This window comes from Cellulophaga sp., from assembly GCF_039943695.1.
Classification (GTDB): Bacteria; Bacteroidota; Bacteroidia; order Flavobacteriales; family Flavobacteriaceae; genus Cellulophaga.
Genome location: NZ_JBDVAA010000190.1, coordinates 44545 through 66420, shown reverse-complemented (window position 1 = coordinate 66420; position 21876 = coordinate 44545). Strand labels below are relative to the sequence as shown.

13 protein-coding genes are annotated in these 21876 nt (G+C 30.5%); 3 read left to right on the top strand and 10 right to left on the bottom strand.

The genetic code is table 11. From position 1 onward, the window contains the following. Window positions 1–2: 2 nt before the first annotated feature. From ABJD66_RS13530 to ABJD66_RS13495, 8 genes are all read right to left on the bottom strand, one after another. Window positions 3–1493: a sulfatase gene (locus tag ABJD66_RS13530; RefSeq protein ID WP_348132540.1), complete on the bottom strand. Its 1491-nt coding sequence runs from the start codon at window positions 1491–1493 to the stop codon at window positions 3–5. Window positions 1494–1543: 50 nt separating this feature from the next. Continuing rightward, window positions 1544–1855 (bottom strand): hypothetical protein, encoded by a 312-nt coding sequence (locus tag ABJD66_RS13525; RefSeq protein ID WP_348132537.1) that lies wholly within the window; start codon window positions 1853–1855, stop codon window positions 1544–1546. 120 nt (window positions 1856–1975) lie between these two features. Beyond that, the gene (locus ABJD66_RS13520) at window positions 1976–4795 is read right to left on the bottom strand and encodes a PQQ-binding-like beta-propeller repeat protein (RefSeq protein WP_348132534.1); all 2820 of its coding nucleotides are present in this window, start codon (window positions 4793–4795) and stop codon (window positions 1976–1978) included. Window positions 4796–5031: 236 nt separating this feature from the next. Further along, window positions 5032–9168 (bottom strand): two-component regulator propeller domain-containing protein, encoded by a 4137-nt coding sequence (locus ABJD66_RS13515; protein WP_348132531.1) that lies wholly within the window; start codon window positions 9166–9168, stop codon window positions 5032–5034. Window positions 9169–9224: 56 nt separating this feature from the next. After that, entirely contained in the window at window positions 9225–9986 is a 762-nt protein-coding gene (locus tag ABJD66_RS13510) for a TIM barrel protein (protein ID WP_348132528.1), read from the bottom strand. 39 nt (window positions 9987–10025) lie between these two features. Further along, window positions 10026–11045, bottom strand: coding sequence for a UDP-glucose--hexose-1-phosphate uridylyltransferase (locus ABJD66_RS13505; RefSeq protein WP_100896528.1), 1020 nt, complete (start codon window positions 11043–11045; stop codon window positions 10026–10028). Between the two features lie 23 nt (window positions 11046–11068). Further along, complete coding sequence (galK, locus tag ABJD66_RS13500; RefSeq protein ID WP_348132525.1) at window positions 11069–12217, bottom strand: galactokinase; 1149 nt, start codon at window positions 12215–12217, stop codon at window positions 11069–11071. Window position 12218: 1 nt separating this feature from the next. Next, complete coding sequence (locus ABJD66_RS13495; protein WP_348132522.1) at window positions 12219–13217, bottom strand: GntR family transcriptional regulator; 999 nt, start codon at window positions 13215–13217, stop codon at window positions 12219–12221. Between the two features lie 118 nt (window positions 13218–13335). Between ABJD66_RS13495 and galE the strand changes: the two genes are divergently transcribed. Next, a complete protein-coding gene (gene galE, locus ABJD66_RS13490; RefSeq protein WP_348132519.1) occupies window positions 13336–14367 on the top strand; it encodes a UDP-glucose 4-epimerase GalE in 1032 nt (343 codons plus the stop codon). After that, on the top strand, window positions 14367–15353 hold the full coding sequence (locus tag ABJD66_RS13485) for a LacI family DNA-binding transcriptional regulator (protein ID WP_348132516.1): 987 nt from the start codon (window positions 14367–14369) through the stop codon (window positions 15351–15353). The genes galE and ABJD66_RS13485 overlap by 1 nt, the downstream gene beginning before the upstream one ends. A gap of 73 nt (window positions 15354–15426) precedes the next feature. Here ABJD66_RS13485 and ABJD66_RS13480 read toward each other — a convergent pair whose 3' ends face one another. Together ABJD66_RS13480 and ABJD66_RS13475 are read right to left on the bottom strand one after the other, a co-directional pair. Continuing rightward, window positions 15427–16188: an SDR family oxidoreductase gene (locus tag ABJD66_RS13480; protein WP_348132513.1), complete on the bottom strand. Its 762-nt coding sequence runs from the start codon at window positions 16186–16188 to the stop codon at window positions 15427–15429. Window positions 16189–16283: 95 nt separating this feature from the next. Next, entirely contained in the window at window positions 16284–17189 is a 906-nt protein-coding gene (locus ABJD66_RS13475) for an AraC family transcriptional regulator (RefSeq protein WP_348132510.1), read from the bottom strand. A 185-nt stretch (window positions 17190–17374) separates the two neighbouring features. Between ABJD66_RS13475 and ABJD66_RS13470 the strand changes: the two genes are divergently transcribed. Continuing rightward, window positions 17375–21514 (top strand): two-component regulator propeller domain-containing protein, encoded by a 4140-nt coding sequence (locus tag ABJD66_RS13470; protein WP_348132507.1) that lies wholly within the window; start codon window positions 17375–17377, stop codon window positions 21512–21514. Window positions 21515–21876: the final 362 nt, after the last annotated feature.

Here is a 21876-nt window from a genome sequence, read left to right as displayed (position 1 = left end):
AATTATAAGTTTACACCAGTTCCTTGTAAGGATGCATCATGGTTCCACATAATTTTCCAAGGATCTGATGTTTTTGTTTGAAAACTTTTAAGCTTACTTTTTAAGTTTTCTAATGTGTTTTTATAAGCTTCTTTACCTGCTAAATTGTTTAACTCATTAGGGTCTTTATCTAAATCATAAAGCTCAAACTCTGGTCTAAACAAAAAGTCTTGTACTTTTTTAGGTCCAAAGTACTCTTGGTGAGTTCTGTACACACTTTGCCACGTAGAAGATGCCCAAAGATCTGATGCAAAAGGATACTCTAAACGGTAAGCTATGTTCCAAATAAGTTTGTAATTGTTACTCCTAACCACACGCATTGGGTAGTACATTGTAATTTCATGAAATGTATGAGAAGCATAAATCTCATTAAAATCTTTTGCTTCCTTTTTACCAATTGTAGATTTAAAAGAAGAACCGTGAAACTTGTTTTTATTGTAGTTTACCTTAGCCATATCTAAAATAGTTGGCGTTAAGTCTACCCATGAAACCATTGCACTACTTGTAACATTTGTATTTTTAACAGTTGGGTCTTTTATAATACAAGGCAATTTAATTCCTGGTTCATGTACTGATGTTTTTGCTCCTGGAAACGCCATACCGTTATCTGAAATATAAATAACAATTGTATTTTTTTCTTTACCTTCTGCTTTTAACATAGCCATAAGCTTACCAAAACCCTGATCTATTCTAGAAATACTTTGGTAGTATTGCGCAATTTCTTCTCTTGTCTGTTTTGTATCTGGCAAAAAAGATGGCACCAAAACATCATTTGGATTATAGGTTACAGTTTCTACATCTTTATACCCTTCTTTTTTGTTTCCAAAACTGTTAGGAACATCCCATTCTTCTGGAGTAAAAGGTTGTCCACGGTGTGGATCATCTGTACAGAAATACAGAAAAAATGGTTTATCAGATTTTAACACGCTTGCACATTTATCTGCCATTTCTACAGTATTTCTTGGGTTAGCCTCTAAAACCGTATTAAAATGATATACTTTTTCTGGTGCAACGTGGTACTTGCCAATACGAGCTGTAGTGTAGCCTGCTTTATTTAACAAAACAGGTAACGATGTAATAGAATCATACGTACTAAAATGATGGTAATCATGTACGTGCCCATAAGAGCCCGTTGCGTGTCCAAACTTACCTGTTAATATCACAGATCTACTTGCTGCACAACTAGCACTTGTGCAATATGCATTTGTGTACTTTGTACCTTCTGTAGCTAGTTTATCTAAATTTGGTGTTTTTATAACAGTATTGCCGTAAGCACCCAAAGCATCTATACCATGATCATCTGCTACAAACAAAATTATATTTGGTGATGCTGGGGTAGCAACTACATTTGTTACTTTATTATCTGTTATCTTATTATTCTTTTTTGAGTTGCAACTAACAAATAGTAAAACACTAAAAGCTATAAAAGTCACCCTTTTTAATACACGCTTCATTTGATAAGGATATAAATTGATATTACTATTTTTTACTGAAGATATTACGACTACTTATTATTAGCTTTTCTTTTTTCCTTTGCTGCTTTCCAATTTACTTTTTGACCAAGCTCTTTTAGGGTAATGCTATTATTTGCGTCTGCGTCTAAGCCCAAAAACAGTAATTCGGCATCAATTTTATTCCCTTTTTTATTTGTCTTGTCTTTGTAAAATGCAATCATTTCTGCTAAATCTATTGCATTATCCTTATTGGTATCTATCCAACCAAATTTCTTTTTAGTTTTAGCTTCTTTATCCTGCGCAACTGCTGTAGTTATAAAACACAAAGCACATAGTAGTAACGTGAATTTTACAATTCTCATAATTAAATTTTTTAAGGTTTAGCTTAACGTAAACTTAATTATGAGACTAACTTTTGTTGTACTTGTAAATAAATAAAATGTAGCTCTAAATAATAAACACAATATTATCTTAAGCAAATCTTATTTTAACTCTTTAGTAAGCTCTACATCTATAAAACGAAATAAACCTAAAGGAATATTAATTGTTGTTGAGGCATTTTCAGCTTTAACCTGAAAAGTTTCTTTGTTTAAAACGTCTGTTATTTTTACTGGAGTAACTGTATTAAATTTTACTGTAGCTTGCTTATTACTTGGGTTTAAATATCCACTATCTATAAGTGTTATCCTAAGTGTTCTTGGTGCAATTTGTGCAACTACCCATGCAACATCTCCTGTTACAGTAATAGGTAAAAGCTTAGCGCTTTCTTTTATAGATTTTTCTACTGTTTTATAGTATGTATCTGCTGAGTATACTTGCTTGCCATCTTTAGAAAAGTAAGACTTACCATCTGTTATATACTCTCTAGTTATATTTTTATACAAAGGGTGTAAATAAGATTCTAATGAACCTCTATCTACATTTTTAGCAGCAAAAACACCTTGTTGTGGTGGTGTAATTAAAACTAGACCATTATTATAAGGCGCTAAAAAGTTTAACCTACGCTCATTTACACCTGCTGCATAGTTAGAAAAATCCCATTCTGTTACGGGAGCACCAGGCCAAGAACCATTCATTCTACTAAAAACAAAAGGGTTGTTTTTTTCAAATTCTTCATTGTATTTTATAGTCCATTTTACATTAGAACCATCATCTAAAAAATGCTCGTCAGGAGATTTCATACTTAAATGCACAGGAGAAAAACTTACTATTTCTTCTCTTTTAGGAACAAATAAAACCCCTTTGGCTATTAACTCCCAGTACACACTTACATACTCTTGGTCAACTGCAAAGTTATTTATGTATTGCGCACCGTTTGCTGTATGAAAAATTAGCATTCTTAAAAAATGATTTGGTAATTGCTGAGAACCATACTGCCTAGACCTATCAAAAGCAGTATTGTCTGGTACAGCACGTGTACCCCAAGAGTTTACAGCACCACTTGCCCACATACCAGTTCTACCAGCTAAACTAAGTTCCATAGTTTTATCTGTAGTTTCTTCCATAGCAGGTACAAAAACATCTGCATAATTACCAGACATTAAGCCAGACCAAGCATCTAAGTAATTAGACCCCAACCAAAATACGTTTTTAGAACGTAAAAATATATTAGCATTTTTATCTTTAGCGTAGGTTGCCAGCGGATACAATAAATTGTTAACCATAAAATTAAGATCCTCAGAGTGGTCTTCCATCTCTGGGTAAATAAGAACCGTTTTTTTACCATTAGCAGCATCTAAAACTTTTTTAGTGGTAGCTAAACTAAACATATACGGATCGTTGCCATGACCAGCCCAATATGCCAAACCCGGAGCATTGTTATACTCTTTGGTAATTAAGTCTACTGCTTGTTGTTGACTTAAAACATACTTTTTTCTACGATCTCGTTTTTTTCTAAATTTTTCATTTGTTAAACTAGATCTATCCCAATTTTCTACCTCTGGTAAATGTTTAGAGTTTAAAAACACAGGGCTTGGGTATTTTTTCTCTATTTGAGTTTTAAGAGACTCCAATATAGAAGGCACCTTCTCTGTCATTAAATACACTGGTAATTGTTTTCTTTTTGTTTTTACTGGCGTGTATTTTTGTAAATCCGCTCTTGTTGCCTTTGTATTTGCTATTATTGATTCTATTTTTCCTGGAGGTGTTAACTTTTCAAAGTCTTTTTTCCAAGACTTACTTTTTGTATTTATAATATGAATACTACTACCTCCACTCTGGGCACTAGCTAAAATAACATAGCCAGTTTTGGGATCTTTCCACAGGTCATTATACGCATATTTACCTATAATACGCTCTACCTTTTTTTCATTTAAATTAAGGTCTAACAACCTAATTTGATTTCTAACACGTGTTAAAAAGAGCGTCTTATTGTTTTCTTTAATAGTTACAGTATGTGTAACATCATACCCAAAAGGTATTTTAGTATTTTTATGATATGTTACTTTACCCGTTTGCGGATTGTATAATAAAATAGCACTATCATTAGAATGTGCAGAGGTACCTAATATAACCATTTGCTCTCCTTTAGTAGCGTAATCTTCTACTGTAAAAGAGCCTATAACACGCACTCTTTTACCTTTTATGGCTATTTTGTCTTTTCTAAAAGGCAGGTTTTCCAACGCATTAAATAAATACATTGTTCCTGGTACATTCATATGATTATTAGTACCTAGAACAGCTAAAACATCATCACCATTTTTTTGAGGTATTGGCCTTAAAAAATTAGCTGTAGACACATTACTTTCTGGCAAGTCTTTTTTAAATTTTGCCCAAGGCTTTTCTATAGAATAGGTTGATGATTTTATCTCTTTAACCATTTCTCCGGTTGATGATATGTAATAAATACTTTTATCAAAACCACCAGCAACAACATATGCTTTACCCTCTTTTTTAATAACACATACAGCATACATTGGAGCAGAATTCTTTTTAAACTTCCAAAGTAATTTACCTTTGCTATTTAAACAATAAATAGTGCCATCTGCATTAGCTGTTACTATTTCATCTACGCCATCACCATTTATATCTTTACTCCATATATCATGGTTCACAAAACCAGATAATTTATTTTTCCAAAGCACTTTACCGTCATAAGAAACACCTAAAACAGCACCTTCAAAAGTAGTAGCTACTACATAGCTTTTATTTTTATTTACAGCAGTACGTACCTTAGTAATAGTATATCCGGTTTCTAAACTAACGATACCTTTATTTTTAAAATTTGTTTTTTCTAATTGAGCCTGCATCATAAAAATACCTGCAAACAATACATATATTAAAAACAGCTTTACTTTTTTCATTTTAATTGGTCTAAAGTGGTTATTTACAAAATTGAGTTAATAACAGTTTCCTCTAAAAAAACAAAAAGGTGCAAAACACCTTTTCATTTTTAATATTAACTCAAAATAAAAACTAATTTATAAGTCTCCTAACATATGACTTACACTGTAAATAAAGCTCAGTTTTTACTTTTTAATGTACTTACACATACATATGATGTAGTTTTCAGTAAAAAACCCTTAAAAACCTTATTTTTTTATTCAGATGAATATTTCTTATTAATTTCTGCTGCATACTTCCCAGGAGAAATATTATACCTCTCTTTAAAAATTTTAGCAAAATGCGTTCTACTTTTAAATCCTGTCATAATATACACCTCGTTTACAGCTAATCCTTTTTGACTAAGTAGTTCTGCTGCTTTTTTTAGACGATATATTTTTAAAAGCTCAAACGGTGTTTGGTTGGTAAGTACTTTTACTTTTTGATAAAAATGCGTTCTGTTTAAATACAGCTCTTTAGCAAGGCTATTTAAATCAAACTCTTGATTGTCTAAGTTTTCTTCAATTAAACTATAGAGTTTTTCTAAAAAAGCATTATCGTTTCTATTATTTTTATTGTTCTCTTTAGTTAAAGGTATACCAATTTGGTAACGCTCTCTAAGCTGTTTACGTGTAGATAGCAAAGCCTCTGTATTTGTAATTAAACGCTGTACATTAAATGGTTTTTTAATATAGGCATCTGCACCATCTCTAATACCTTGTAAATGATCTTCTATATTACTTAAAGCAGTTAGTAAAATTACAGGAATATGACTTGTTTTTAAATCTGATTTTATACGTAAACACAGATCCAAACCATTCATTTCTGGCATTTGCACATCACTAATTACAATGTCTGGCCACTCATCTTCCATTGCCTCTAAACACTCTTTTCCGTTTCTAAAGGTTTTTACTTTAAAAAACTTAGACAATAATTTAGATACAAAATTTCTCATTTCTAAATTATCTTCTGCGTAAAAAATTAAAGAATCAGAAAAATCTCCTGTAGCAATAATTTTTGCTGGCGAGTTTTCTTGTATTAACTTATTATTTACAGTTACTTCTTTTTCCTTAGGAAGGTCTAAATCATCTGGAACATCTTTATCTGTTGGTAAATTATTTTTTACAATTGGTAGCCTTACCGTAATCTCTGTTCCTTTACCAACTTCACTATCTGCCTTTATAAAGCCATAGTGCATTTCTACCAAACGCTTAGAAAAAGCCAAACCTATACCAGACCCGCTAATATGAGCATTGTCTTCTTTTTGAGATTGATAAAAGCGCTCAAAAATGTGTTCAAGATCTACACTATCTATACCTCTACCAGTATCCTTTACAGTAACAATTAAATCTTTATCTACACTTTTGTATGATATTATTATAACATCATCAGAGCTTGTATATTTAAAAGCATTATTTAATAAATTATTAAATACTTTTTCTAGTTTATCTTTATCTGCAGCTACTGTTATTCTGCAATCTTCTTTTTCTACAACAAGTTTTTTAGAATCGTTTTCTGCTAAAAAATTAAAATCTATAATTAGGTCTTTTACAAAACCATCAAAACTAAATCTAGAGTAATTCATTTTTAAGAGGTTGGCATCTGCTCTTCTAAAATCTAATACCTGCTCTATTAATTGTTGTATTTTTTTAGACTGCCTCATAACAAGATTCAGTTTTTCACTAGCATCTTCATTATTTTTAAAACGCTCTGATAATATATCTAATGGTCTAGAAATAAGTGTAAGTGGTGTTTTTATTTCATGAGATATATTTGCAAAAAACCGAAGTTTAGCCTCATTAACCTCGTTAACATTTCTCTTTTCTATTTTTTCTATTTCTACCTTGTGGTTTAAAGACTGTATTTTTAAAATAATACGTACCACAACATAAATAAAACATACGGCAAGTATTACATATAATAGGTAAGCCCAAGTTGTTTTCCAAAAAGGAGGTAAAATCTCTATTTTTAGTTTTTTAGGAGCTGTCCATTCATTTAAAGAGTTAGACGCCATTACGCTTAACTCATATTCCCCTGGTTGCAAACCATTATAGTAAATTGTTTTTTGGTTAGACGGTACTTCTATCCATTGTTTATTTATAGGTAACAACCTGTATTTTATACTGTGATTTTGAGTGTTAGAGAAATGTAAACTGGCAGCCTCTAAAGAAAAAACATTTTCATTGTGTTTTAATTTTAGTGTATTAATATCTCCAATACGCTTATCTAACAATACCCTATTATTTAATGTATCACCCGGAAAAATGTTTTTATTAAATATTTTAAAATCATCAAACTGTAATTTAGGTAAGTTTTCTTTGCTTGATATTTTACTAGGATCAAAAAAACAAAAACCATCTAAGCCAGAAAATAAAAATTTACCATTGTTTAATTTTGCACTAGCATACCAAAAATCTTCAAAAGGCAATCCATCAGACTTATTAAAGTTTCTAAAGCTCTTGTCTTTAACATTAAACTTACTTAATCCTATGTTTGTAGAAATCCACAGGTTATTATCTTTATCTGACTGAAGACCTTTAACTACGTTATTAGACAAGCCTTGTTTTTCTGTGTAAGGTATAAACTTAGGTTGCAAAGTACTACTTTCTAAAACGTGACTAATACCACCACCTTCTGTACCCAACCAAAGCTCATCATTTGGCAATCTTATTAAAGATGTAACAAAATTGTTAGGAAGAGATAGGCTATCATTTTTATTGTTTGAAAAGTGTTTTACTTCTGCCTCATTTAAGTCTTTTCCAGAGTTATTTATCCTGTACAAGCCATCTAAATCTGTACCCAACCAAACATAGTTATATAACGGATCTACATATACTACCCTTGACAATGTTGGTTTATTTTTTTTAAAGAACGGATTATTAAAAAGATACTCTACCTTTAAAATATCACCATCTTGATTTGTTTTTATTTTAAAAACTTCATCTACAAAAGCCATCCAAATGTTGCCATCCTTATCTTCTGCTATTCTTCTGGGTCTAATAAAATCATTATCTAAATCACTATTAATTAAAATTTTAGATAGTTTTGTTTCTCCTTTTTTTATTCTAAAAAGACCTCTATTAGTAATTTGTATCCATAAATTTTTTCTGGAGTCTACAAAAAAACCGGCTACTTTACGCTCATACTCTTTAGGTAAATTAAAGGGTAAAGGCTCAAACCTATTAGTTTTTGTGTTAAACAAGCCCACACCTCCTCTACTAGCTGTAACATAAACCCTGTCTTCATCTAAAGGAGAAATAGAAGAAATATTATTAGAAAATAAGCCGTATTTATAATTTAAGTCTGTATTGTAATTTTTAAAAGGATTTTCATCAACATCAAACTTATAAATACCTTCATTAAAAGTAGCCACCCAACAACCTGTACTAGTTGCTGCTGCAATAGCACTAACACGCATTAAACCTTTTTCAAAATAAAATGATGATGTCTTAGCTTCTTTCTTTTTTATAAAGTCTAAGGTATTATCTATACGAATTATACCGTTTGTAAATGTACCCAACCATAAATTACCAAGCTCATCTTTAGAAATACTGTTAAACTGATTTTCGTTTAACTTTTTCTCTACAAATTTTAAAGAGATTGTATTATTTTCTTTTTGAAATTCAACAATAGAGACTCCGTTAGAACACGCTGCAATTATTGTCTTTTTATTTAGCTTTAATATAGCTGGACTAGAATTAATGTGTTTACTTAAAACCTTTTTAAACTTTGCTTTTTCTATATTATAAAGCACTAAACCGCCAGAGGTAGCAAAAAGGTAGTTATCCTCATCTAACGCTACCGCATCAAAAAAAGTAATTTCTTTATTGTCTGAGCTTCCTGGTAAAAAAAACTGATTTAAAAAAGTGTAATCATCCTTAAAAATTAAAATTCCGTTGCCCTCTGTGGCACAAAAGACTAACTTATGCTTTTTGTTTATTAGAATTTTACGAACTACTGGCCCGTTGTTACCTTTGCCTAATTCTTTATTGGAGTATAATTTATTAAAAGCTTCTTTATCATAATTGTAAATAGAAACACCTTGGTCTGTACCAATCCAAATATTACCCTTTAAATCCTCATTAATAGTACGTACACGATTGCTAGTTAATATATTTTGATCTAGCGTATTTTTATAAACCTTAAACTCGTACCCATTGTATTTATTTAACCCCTCATAAGTACCAAGCCATAAAAAACCTCTAGAATCCTCTAAAACAGAAGTTACTCCATTATGAGCTAAGCCTTCTGAAATTGTTAATTTTTGAGAATAATTAAGTGTTTTTTCTTGCGCATTAGAAACGCAAAAAACACACAAAAATAATACTATTAATATGTTTACTTTTTTACCCATATAAAATTTAGAACGTCTTTTCTTTGTTGAAAATACGGCAGCCCACAAGATAAAAATTATACATCACATATTAAGAAAGATTCTCTTAAGGATTGTATTTTATTTTTTGATAAAGGCATAAACTCTTGTGCTACATACCCTTTAAAACCAGTGTCTACAATGGTTTTCATAACTGCAGAATAGTTTATCTCTTGGGTATGGTCTATTTCATTACGACCTGGAACACCTGCGGTATGGTAATGACCAAAATACTTATGATTTTCTTTAATTGTTCTTATAATATCCCCTTCTTGTATTTGCATATGGTAAATATCAAAAAGAAGTTTAAAACTAGTAGAATCTAACTTTTTGCACAAATTTACTCCCCATTCAGACGAGTCGCACATATAATCTGGATGATCTATTTGGTTAAACAATTCCATTTGCAAAACCACATTATGCTTTTCTGCTAAAGGCAGTATTTTAGACAAGCCATCCACACAATTTTGCATACCGGTTTCCTTATCTAAACCATCATTATTACCACTAAAACAAATTAAATTTGTGTAGCCTGCCGCTGCTACCTGCGGTATTAATTCTGTATAGTTTTTTATAAGTTGATGGTGATACTTTGGATTGTTCCAACCTTGTTCCAAACTAATTTCTGCACCATTACACATAGCACAATGTACACCGTGCTTAGCAAGTAAAGGCCAATCTTTAGGTCCTATTAAATCTATAGCAGTAACTCCTAGATCTTTAATTATAATTAAAAAATCTTCTAAAGGAGTGTCGTTAAAACACCATTGACAAACACTGTGGTTTATATTATTTCTCATGGCACTATAGTTTACTTGCTAAACAGGTTTTATATTATTTTAAATTAAATCTCTTAATCTTGTTGCTGCTTGTTCTGCTGTTATGTCTCTTTGCGGAGAACCAAACATCTCATAACCAACCATAAACTTTTTAACTGTTGCACTACGTAACAATGGTGGGTAAAAACTCATATGCCAATGCCAATGACTATTATCTTTACCATTTGTTGGCGCTTGGTGTATACCACTAGAATAAGGAAAAGAAGTATTAAACAACTTATCATATGCCTTAGTAATTGCAGAAATTGCATCTGCAAACGCTGTAGCCTCTTTATCTGATAATTTACTAATATCCTGAGTTTGTTTTTTAGGTACAATCATAGCTTCAAAAGGCCAAACTGCCCAAAAAGGAGTAAGCACAACAAAGTCATCATTACTATAAATAATACGCTCGTTTGCTTCTATTTCTTGCTTTAAATAATCTCCTAAAAGGCTTCTTTTATTTTTAGCGTAGTACTCTTTTTGCTCTTTCTCTTTTTTTATAATTTCGTTAGGTAAAGTAGATTGTGACCAAATTTGTCCATGCGGATGCGGATTACTACACCCCATAACAGCTCCTTTGTTTTCAAAAATTTGAACATAATTAATGGTGTCATTACTACCCAACTCTACATATTCTTTTTGCCAAGTTGTAACAACTTTATTAATGTCTTCTACAGCCATATCTGCCAAACTTTTAGAGTGGTCTGGACTAAAACAAATTACTTTACAAATACCTTGCTCACTCTCTGCCTTAAACAAACCATCATTAACAGAGAATGTTTTTGAGTCTGTTTGTAAAGCAGCAAAATCGTTTGTAAAAACAAAAACGTCTTTATAATCTGGATTTATTTCGCCGTTAATTCTAGTGTTTCCTGCACATAAATAACAATTAGGATCGTGCGCTGGCCTAACTTCATTAGAAACAGCTTCGTTTTGCCCTTGCCAAGGTCTTTTTGCCCTGTGCGGAGAAACTAAAACCCACTCACCAGTTAATATATTAAAACGTTTATGTGAAAAATCTTGTAAATCTGTATTCATTATATAATAGAATTGTGATTGTGTTATTTTATTTTTTGTGTTCCGTCTGATAATTTTACGTTGTAAATAGAGCAATCTTTACCAAACTCTCTTTTAAAAAGACTTGAGATTTCTTTTTTAAACGATTTAACTTCAGACTTTAAAATTAAATTAATTGTACAGCCACCAAAGCCGCCACCCATCATCCTAGCTCCTAAAATATTTGGGTTATTTTTTGTGTGGTCAACTAAAAAATCTAGTTCTTTACAACTTACTTTAAATTGCGTGCTTAACCCGTTATGAGACTTGTACAATAATTCTCCTAGTTGCTTTATATCATCTGCCTTTATAGCTTTAGAAAACTCTTTAACACGTAAATTTTCTTCAATTATATACAATGCCTTTTGGTAATCTTCATCTGTAATATCTGACTTAATTGTATCTAAATCTGATATTGTAGCATCTCTCAAAGCTTTTATGTTAAGCTTAGCCGATACTTTTTCACAAACCTCTCTCCTGTCATTGTAAGCACTTTCAGATAGGTCATGCTTTACATTTGTATTAATTAAAAGCAGCTTATAATCTCCAAAATTAATTTTATATAATTTAGATTTTATAGTTCTACAGTCTAACAATAATGCACTTTTTTTAACCCCAAACATACTAGCGTATTGGTCCATTATTCCGCATTTAACACCAGCGTAATTGTGCTCTGCCTGTTGTGAAATTAGAATCATCTCCTTTTTAGAAATACCTAACTTAAACAGTTTATTAAGTCCGTAAACAACACTGTTTTCTAATGCTGCGGAAGAAGACATACCTGCACCACCAGGAATATTGCCTGCAAAAACAATATTAAAATTACCTAGTACTATGCCTCGCTTTTTTATTTCTGCAACAACACCCAAAATATAGTTACGCCATCCTCCGTTCTCTAACGGAGAAACAGTATCTAAACTAAATTGATATGTCTCTTCTTTATTTAAAGCATAAACTGTAGATACTTTATTTTTACTTTTTTGTATGGCTAAAGCAATACCCTTATTTATAGCTGCAGGAAAAACAAAACCATCATTATAATCTGTATGTTCACCAATTAAATTAATTCTACCTGGAGAAAAAACCATAAGTGGTTTAGTTTTAAATGTCTGTTTAAAACTATTTTTAACCTCTTTTATTAACTTCTTATTCATCTTATAATGAGTTTCTGACTATTAAACTATTTGGGTTCTCTATTTGTATATTTTCATTAGATAAAATCATTTGTGCCAAGCGTGCTCCCATTGTATTAAAATTGGTAGATATTGTAGTAATACCACCTTCTACAACCTCCTTTAAAAGGCTGTCGTTATAACAAATAATACCTATATCCATACCTAAAACAAGCTGTTGCTGCTGTATCTTTTTTAGTAAAAAAATTAGGCTTCTATCATCTAAAATAAAATACAATTCTCCTTTGGTTGGCGTTCTGTTTTGCAAACTACTAAGTTGTTCTTGTGCTATTGTTTTTGTATCACAAAATGTATTAAAACCTTCTAATATTCCTTGTGGTTGCTTGTCTTCAGAAAACAACAATATCATTTTCTGATATTTAGAAATTAACGAAGCACTTTCTTGCAATCCACTAAATACATTCTTTTTAAAATTTTGATAAATAGATGGGTATGAAGCTAACTCTTTATTAGTTTGGTCTAAAATATACACCTTATCCTTTGGCAACTTTTCTACAATATGACCTATATTTTTAAGGTTAGCAGGCATAAGAACATAATAAGAATACGCTCCTATGTTGTCATAAATTAATTTGCTAAAAATATCTGGATTAAAGTGATGAAAAAAGATATCTACTTGCACATTATCTCCTAGGGTTTCTAAAAAAGAATTATATAAATCTTCTTTAAAAGAGTTTAGCTCATCAAATAATAAAAAAACCTTTTGAGATACAGTAACATCTTCACTAATTAAGTAATACCCTTTACCTGCAACAGACTGTACTATACCACGAGTTTTTAACTCATTAAAAGCCATTAAAACAGTATCTCTAGACAGTTTATGTTTATCTCTTATACTATTTATAGACGGTAATTTACCTCCTTTTTTTAGCACACCGCCACGTATTGCTTCTTCTATAGAAACTATAATTTGCTTGTACTTTGGTATTCCAGAATTACCTTTTATAGAAACTATACCCATAAGGCAAATATAAAATAAAAACTCAAAAAAACAAACTAGTAGGTACTAGTATGGTTAATTGAAAAAAAATTCTTAATATAGCTACTTCAAACTAAATACAACTAAATTCAAAAAAAAGATGAAAAACAAAATAATAGTAACTGGAGGCTGTGGTTATATAGGATCTCACACAGTTATTGAGCTACTAGAAAGTAATTTTGAAGTTGTAATTTTTGATGATTTATCTAATTCTACAGAGAAAACAATTGACAGAATTTCACAAATTACAGGTAAAACACCAATTTTTGTAAAAGTAGATTTAAAAGATGAAGCAGAAACAAATAAAGTTTTTAAAGCTCATAAAGATGCATTAGCAGTTATACATTTTGCAGCACACAAAGCAGTAGGAGAATCTGTAAAGGAGCCTTTAAAATATTATCAGAATAATTTTTACTCGTTAATAAATTCACTTAGTTCACAAACTAAAAACAATATTAATAATTTTATATTTTCCTCTTCGGCAACAGTATATGGCTTACCAAAGACATTACCTATTACAGAAAAAAACAAAACTAAGCGCCCTTTTTCCCCTTATGGCAATACTAAGAAAGTAGCTGAAGAAATACTAGAAGATTTAACAAATTCTGACCCTAATTTTACTGCAATATCTCTACGTTACTTTAACCCTATAGGTGCACACGAGTCTGGCTTAATAGGAGAATTACCAACAGGTATACCAAATAACCTAATGCCTTATGTTACGCAAACAGCAGCAGGAATTAGAGAAAAACTAATGGTTTATGGTAATGATTACCCAACTAAAGATGGCACACCTATTAGAGATTATATACACGTTGTAGACCTTGCAAAAGCACACGTATTAGCCGTAAAAAGACTTGTTAATAAGGAGCAAGAAAAATCTTTTGAGTTTTTTAATTTAGGTACAGGTATTGGATACTCTGTACTAGATATTATAAAAACTTTTGAAACCGTAACCAACTCTAAACTTAATTATGAAATTACAAGCAGAAGAGAAGGTGATGTACCTAGATTGTATGCCGCTACCAAATTAGCAACCAAAAAATTAGGGTGGACACCAACAAGAGAGCTTAACGAGATGATTAGCTCTTCATGGAAATGGGAACAAAACGTAAGAAAAGAAAAAGAGTAATGATACAAGCAAGACCCACATTATCACAAATTTCTAAAGCCTTAGATTTATCTATTTCTACCATATCTAAGTCACTGTCTGACAGTCCTGAAATTAGTATTAGCACAAAAGAAAAAGTACAGGCTTTTGCACGTAAATGCAACTACAGACCTAATAGTTTTGCTGCTAGTTTAAGAAAAGGATACACTAATAATATAGGTTTAATTATACCTAGTGTACTAAATCCGTTTTACGCAAAAGTATTGGTTGGCATAGAAAAATATTTAGATGAAAATGGTTATAAATTAATAACCAGTATAAGCAATGAGTCTGCCGAAAAAGAATCTAAATACTTAAGTATTTTAGGTGGCGGGTATGTAGATGGTGTAATTATTTGCGTCTCTAAAGAAACAGCTATAAGTAACAAGTACAAACAAATAGATACACTTATAGGAGAAGGCACGCCACTTGTTTTGTTTGACAGAATAAGTGATTTAAAACGATGTGATAGCGTAATTATTGACGACTACAAAGCCTCATTTAATGCTACTGAACATTTAATAATTAATAAGAACTGTAAAAATCCTATAATGGTTACTTTAATTCACCAATTACAACACGGTAAATTAAGAGCTAAAGGTTTTATAGATGCACTTAAAAAACATAACTTTTCTACAGACAATTGCATTGTAGACGCCACCAATACTGATGAGTTAAATACCAAACTTAAAGCTATATTAGAACTTAAAAATGTAGATGGAGTTTACGGTGCTAATGATATTGCTTTGGTGCAAGCTATGAACATTAACCGTAGCTTAAATACAGAAGATATTGCATATACCGGTTTTTGTAATAACTCTAAAATAGCATGGAACCCTGGTCTTAGAATTATAGATCAGAATGCAAAAAAAATGGGTGAAGAAGCTGCTAAATTAGTACTGCAGCGTATAAAAAACAACAATATTAAAGAGTATCATACACGTACAATTACAACAGAATTTGTATAAAATTTAATTAATTAAGCTATTGTAACAAGAGTGTATTTCCTAAACACTCTTGTTACATATATTTAAAAACAGCTTATATCATTTGTCCTCCAGACACCTCTATACGTTGGGCATTAATCCATTTAGCATCATCTGTGCATAAAAAAGCAACAACACTACCTATATCACTAGCAACTCCTACTCTACCTAATGCTGTTTGAGAACCTATAAAATCGTTTAAATTCTTATTATCTCTAACAGCTCCGCCACCAAAGTCGGTTTCAATAGCACCTGGAGCAACTGTATTTACTCTTATTTTACTTTTTCCTAATTCCTTTGCTAAATATAATGACAATACTTCTACGGCTCCTTTTGATGCTGCATACGCTGCATAACCAGGCAAAGTAAACCTAGTTAAACCTGTAGATATATTTACTATTCCGCCTTCATTATTTAAATATGGCAATACTTTTTGTGCAAGAAAAAATGGTGCTTTAAAATGGATGTTTACCATTTTGTCAAACTGATCTTCAGTAGTAGCTTTAATAGACTCATTAATACCAATACCGGCATTATTAACTAAAAAGTCTAATTTATCTACATTAAAAACCTCTCTTAATGTAGTTTTTAAGTTTAAAAAAAACGAATCAAATTTTTTAGTATCATCAACATTTAAGTGTAAAACAGCGGCTTTACTCCCTAATGTTTCTATTTCTTTAACAACAGCTAAGGCACCGTCTTTACTACTATTATAAGTTAAAATAATATCTAATCCCTTTTTAGCTAAACTTATAGCCATATTTTTACCCAAACCACGGCTACCACCTGTTACCAAAACTATTTTATTTTGCATCATAATATTCTATTTTTATTAAATACAAAGGTCTTAAAACAGTAAAAGCGTTAACTTACAAAAAACAAAGAGATAGTTGTAAATTTCAAAGAACTAGTTTAATTTCTAAATTTATTAGGAGAAAAAGAGGTTTGCTTTTTAAAGAAGTTTGAAAAATGCGCTACTTCATCAAAACCTAAGGAGTATGCAATTTCTGATACAGTCCAATTTGTTTGTTTTAATAAAAATTTTGCTTCTTGTGTTATTCTTTTTGATATAAAATAAGTTGTAGTATTACCTGTACTCTCTTTTAAAGTTGTGTTTAAGTGGTTTACGTGTATCGCTAATCTATTTGCAAAATCTTTAGCAGATTTAAGCTTTAATTGTTGCTGTGTACTCTCTATAGGAAATTGCCTTTCTAACAATTCTAAAAACAAGGATGTTATTCTTTTTGATGCTGTTTGCGCAGAATACAGAGCAGTGTTAGGCTGCAACTTTTGTCCAAAATGAATAATTTCTAAAATATAGTTCCTAATTAAGTCATATTTATAAGCGTAAGACGAATCTATTTCTGTTTGCATTTTTTTAAATAATACAGCCAATTCTTTATACTCTTTTTTGCTTAATTGAAATACTGGATAACCATTAGAATTAAAAATAGGTAGGTCATCTAACACCACTCCGCTTTTAGATTTTATTAAAAATTCATCTGTAAAAACACAAAACTTTCCTTTTTGTTTATCATCTAATGGCTCGTACTTATAAGGTACTTTAGGAGACCCAAACAACAATGCATACTTATCTATATTTACAACCTTATCTGCGTATTCAGCTCTATTTCTTCCATTGATAAGGCTAATTTTATAATACATTCGCCTATTGTAGGGCATTACATTATCTGTCTTTAAATTAGCTAACATATCTGCTATATTAAAAATATTAAAGTGTCCAATATACTTACCTATTGCTTCAGGAAGCTCGGCATTTATCTCTCTGTAAAAATCTTTAATAGTAGTAGCCTTCATTCTTAATTAATTGTAAAATTCAAATATAAAAATATTCTTAATAATCAATTTCTAATTATAGATTAAAGCAAATATGAATAGGAAAAATATAACCTTTTAACATTAATTTAAGCTATTAGTTTAAATTCTTTAGTAACTAAATTTTAATTTATAAATTGTACTTGTAAAAAATTGTTCAGCCCCATATGAAGAAATTACTACTTATTGTCTTTTTATTAATTTACTGTACTACCACATATTCACAAGATATTACCAAAGAATATAACTTTGTAAGTATAAAAGAAGGCATATCTAAAGTTGGTGTATCTACTATAATACAAGATCATAATGGTTATGTTTGGATGGGCACTAACGGTGTTGGGCTTTACCGTTATGATGGTATAGATTACACTTACTACAAACATATTTTAAACGACACAACCTCTATAAGTAGTAGTTTAGTTTATTGCTCTTACCTAGATAAAACAAACCGACTTTGGTTTGGAACAGAAGAAGGATTAAATGTATATGACAGAGATAAAGATCAGTTTAAAAAAGTACATTTAACTACCGACGAAAAAGAAAATAAGATAAACGTATCTATACGTAGTTTAGAAGGTGATAGTAATGGAAATTTATTTATAGGTACTTATGATTTAGGATTGTTTAAACTAAATCTAAAAACCTTAAAAGCTGAGAAAATTGAAAATCAATACAAATATTTACCTATAAGTATTTATGCTTTAAAACTAGACCACAACAATAAAATTTACGCTGGCACAAATGTAGGTTTGCAAGAGTATGATACAAATACCAACAAACTAAAACAGTCCTTATTAAATACAGATGACAACTCTTCTGCAATAAAAGAAGGCATACAGTCATTATTGGTTGATAAAAAAAATAATATTTGGGTTGGTACTATTAATAATGGTTTGTACAAAATTGATGATTTACTAAACACGCGTAACTACCCTATTGCAGATACTAAGATTTTCTCTATTATTCAGTTACCAGACAATACAATTATGTTAGGTTCTGAAAACAATGGCCTTTTTCATATAAACACAAATGGTAACATTATAAAAAACTACTTATCTAGTAAAACAGATGAAAAAAGTATTCTGTACAATTCTATTTGGTCTTTATTTTTAGATAAAAATGAGCGTATTTGGATGGGGTATTACAACTCTGGCGTTGCTGTTTATGATAAGTTATATGACAAGTTTAATAATATAGAAAGCCTTAACAACACTCCCAATTCACTACAAATTGGTTCTGTTACTGGTATTGCGCAAGATAAAAATGGTAAACTTTGGATTAGTATGGATGGTGGCGGCATAGACGTTTTAAATCCAAAAACAAACAAGTTTACCCACATTAATATTAAGGATAAAAGTACTTATAGCGGACTAACTAGTGATTATATTGAAGCTATTTTTATAGATAGTAAAGAAAATATTTGGGCCACCAGTTGGGACAACGGTATTTATATGCTAAAAAAGGGCTCTAACAAATTCATTAATTTTAATATAGAAAATACAGCTGGTAAATTAAGCTCTAATACTATTTTAAGTATAGATGAAGATTCTGAAGGAACCATTTGGATCGGATCTTTTTACAAAGGCCTACACTCTTACAGCCCTAAAACAGAGAAAATAACCCATCACAACACAGAGATTTTTGTTAAAAATGATATTACCGTTAGTGATGTTTGGAAAGTGTTAGTAGACAAGGAAGATAACATTTGGCTAGGAACAACAGTTGGTTTATTTCGTGTTAAAAAAATGACCAACGGTAATTTTATAGTTACGCCTATGTCTTCACGTATGTCTAAAGAATATAAAAACCAGGCTAGCGCTAACCATATTTTAACATTACATGAAGATACTCTTGGTAATATTTGGATAGGTACCAAAGGAGCTGGTTTAAGTAAATACAATCCAAAATTAGACACCTTTAAATGGTATAATAAATTTAACGGGCTAACCGAAGAAAATGTATGTGGTATTATAGAATGTAAAGAAGGTAATATATGGGTTACTGGAAACTCAGGAATTTCTAAAATAAACGTAACAGACAATAACATTACCAATTACACCAGCAATGACGGCTTATTGTCTAACGATTTTAATATTAACGCAACCTTTAAAGACAGTAAAGGGCAACTGTATTTTGGTAATTACAAAGGAGTAGATTACTTTGACCCTAAAAAAATACAGACGAATAAAAACCTAACCTCTATATACTTAACAGACTTTAAGTTATTTAATAAAAAAGTAACTCCTACACAACACAAGTCACCATTAAAAAAAGTAATTTCAGAGACAGATAGTATTAGTCTTACCAGTAAACAGGCTGTATTTACTATAGAGTATTCTGGTATAAACTACACAAGACCAGAAAAAAATGAATATGCATATTACTTAGAAGGATATGAAAAAAATTGGAACTATGTAGGTGCAGTTAGGAGCGCAACTTACACAAATTTAGACCCTGGTAATTATATATTTAAACTAAAAGCATCTAACAATGATGGTGTTTGGAACGAAGATCATTTAGAGTTAAAAATTACTATTTTACCACCTTGGTGGAAAAGCGTCTGGGCAGTAATAGCTTATATTCTACTGTTTTTATTGGGCATTTATATGCTTAATAAAATGACACAAAGCAGAATTAAAGAAAAGCAAATAATTAATAACGAAAGAGATAAGCGTTTACAAGAAAAAGATTTAGACGAGAAAAAATTTCAATTCTTTACCAATATATCGCATGAATTTAGAACTCCGCTAACACTTATTTTAAATCCTTTAAAAGATATTTTAAGTGATACTAGTCTTAATTTACCAACAAGAACTAAGGAAAAACTAAATATAATACATAAAAACACAGACCGACTTTACCGTTTAATAAACGAACTTTTAGATTTTAGAAAATTAGAATTAAACAAAGTAAACATAAAGGTTAGAGAACTTAATTTAGTTGCTTTTACAAAAGAAATAGCTAGTCATTTTACAGAGGAAGCCAACTCTAAAAATATAAACTTATGGGTAAGTTCTGTCTTAGATGACATTCCTATTTGGGCAGATGAAAACAAACTTGAAAAAATAATTTTCAATATTTTGTCTAACGCAATGAAAGTTACACCAAACGGAGGCGCAATAAAAATTAAGTTAGAACCTAAAAACAAATTAGCAATACTGCCTTTAGTTAACCCTATAACTCCGGTTAAAGCAATAAAAATTACAGTATCAGATACTGGGCCTGGACTTAAAAAAGAACAAGTAAAACGTATTTTTGAGCGCTTTTATCAGGTAGATAATTTAAACAAAACCTATTATGACGGTACAGGTATTGGTTTAGAAGTAGTAAAAAGTTTTGTGCAATTACACAAAGGAAAAGTAGAAGTTAATAGTACTGTTGGTAAAGGCACCAAGTTTAAAATTATACTACCAGCAGGTAAGTCACACTTTACTACTGAAGAAATTGTACCAGATATTGCAAACACAACTATTAACAAAAATGACCAAATAAAAAAAGAAAGTACCACAAATGATACTGAAAATGAATTAGATAGTGCTCCTAATTTACACACACTATTAATTGTAGAAGACAACACAGAGTTAAGAAATTATATTAAAAATGAATTTAAACACTTATACAAAGTACTTACTGCTGTTAATGGTGCCGAAGGATTAAAAATTGCAAAAGAATCTTTACCAGACGTTATTATTACAGATGTTATTATGCCAGAAATGAATGGTTATAAGTTTTGTAAAAGCATAAAAAACGATCTTAGAACAAGTCATATTCCTTTATTAATGCTTACCGCAAAAGCAAGAATTGACGACCGTATAGAAGGTATAGAAACCGGAGCAGATGCTTATATGGTAAAGCCTTTTGATATGAGACTTTTAAAACTAAGAGTATCACAGTTAATTACAAGCAGGCAACTTATTTTTAATAAATATTTTAGTTTGATAAATGATGTACCTAAAAATATAAACACTACATCTTTAGACAAAGAGTTTATTCAAAAAGTATTGGTATATATAAATGATAATATAGACGACCCTGAGTTAAATGTAGAGTCTTTAGCATCTGAGTTAAATTTAAGTAGAAGTCAGTTTTACCGCAAAATAAAGGCACTCACAAACCAAACCGCTAGCGAATTTTTACGTAACATACGTTTACAAAAAGCAAGACAAATAATAGAAATGGGCAACTCTAACATTAGTGAGGTGTCATACAAAGTTGGTTTTTCATCACCATCTTACTTTACTAAATGCTTTAAAAACTACTTTGATTTATTACCTACAGACATTAAACCAACCAATACTAAATAGCTTAATTGCAGTCTTATTACAAAAGAGTATAGTATCACTTAAAAACAATAATTATGCATTTTAAAGTGGCATAATTCTTCTATTACTACCCTTTTATATCTTAATGTTTTTATAAACTAGGAATAAGTACCTGTTAAAAAAACACGCAGAAATATGTTAAAATTAGCTGCTTTTTACTTGTTTACTATAACATATAAAGCACAAATTGGCAATTAAACATACTACACAGCTACAACTTTAACATTTTAAAGTACTACAATGCTACAACATACACCTATTTAATAAAACGTATGTTGCATACAATGCTACAAATGTTGCAAATAAGCGCATTTACTAGTGTTTGCTACATATTTTGTAGTGAA

Coding starts and splice junctions, on each gene's coding strand:
- ABJD66_RS13530 (WP_348132540.1), bottom strand. CDS start 1,493: ATGAAGCGTGTATTAAAAAGGGTGACTTTTATAGCTTTTAGTGTTTTA.
- ABJD66_RS13525 (WP_348132537.1), bottom strand. CDS start 1,855: ATGAGAATTGTAAAATTCACGTTACTACTATGTGCTTTGTGTTTTATA.
- ABJD66_RS13520 (WP_348132534.1), bottom strand. CDS start 4,795: ATGAAAAAAGTAAAGCTGTTTTTAATATATGTATTGTTTGCAGGTATT.
- ABJD66_RS13515 (WP_348132531.1), bottom strand. CDS start 9,168: ATGGGTAAAAAAGTAAACATATTAATAGTATTATTTTTGTGTGTTTTT.
- ABJD66_RS13510 (WP_348132528.1), bottom strand. CDS start 9,986: ATGAGAAATAATATAAACCACAGTGTTTGTCAATGGTGTTTTAACGAC.
- ABJD66_RS13505 (WP_100896528.1), bottom strand. CDS start 11,045: ATGAATACAGATTTACAAGATTTTTCACATAAACGTTTTAATATATTA.
- galK (WP_348132525.1), bottom strand. CDS start 12,217: ATGAATAAGAAGTTAATAAAAGAGGTTAAAAATAGTTTTAAACAGACA.
- ABJD66_RS13495 (WP_348132522.1), bottom strand. CDS start 13,217: ATGGGTATAGTTTCTATAAAAGGTAATTCTGGAATACCAAAGTACAAG.
- galE (WP_348132519.1), top strand. CDS start 13,336: ATGAAAAACAAAATAATAGTAACTGGAGGCTGTGGTTATATAGGATCT.
- ABJD66_RS13485 (WP_348132516.1), top strand. CDS start 14,367: ATGATACAAGCAAGACCCACATTATCACAAATTTCTAAAGCCTTAGAT.
- ABJD66_RS13480 (WP_348132513.1), bottom strand. CDS start 16,188: ATGATGCAAAATAAAATAGTTTTGGTAACAGGTGGTAGCCGTGGTTTG.
- ABJD66_RS13475 (WP_348132510.1), bottom strand. CDS start 17,189: ATGAAGGCTACTACTATTAAAGATTTTTACAGAGAGATAAATGCCGAG.
- ABJD66_RS13470 (WP_348132507.1), top strand. CDS start 17,375: ATGAAGAAATTACTACTTATTGTCTTTTTATTAATTTACTGTACTACC.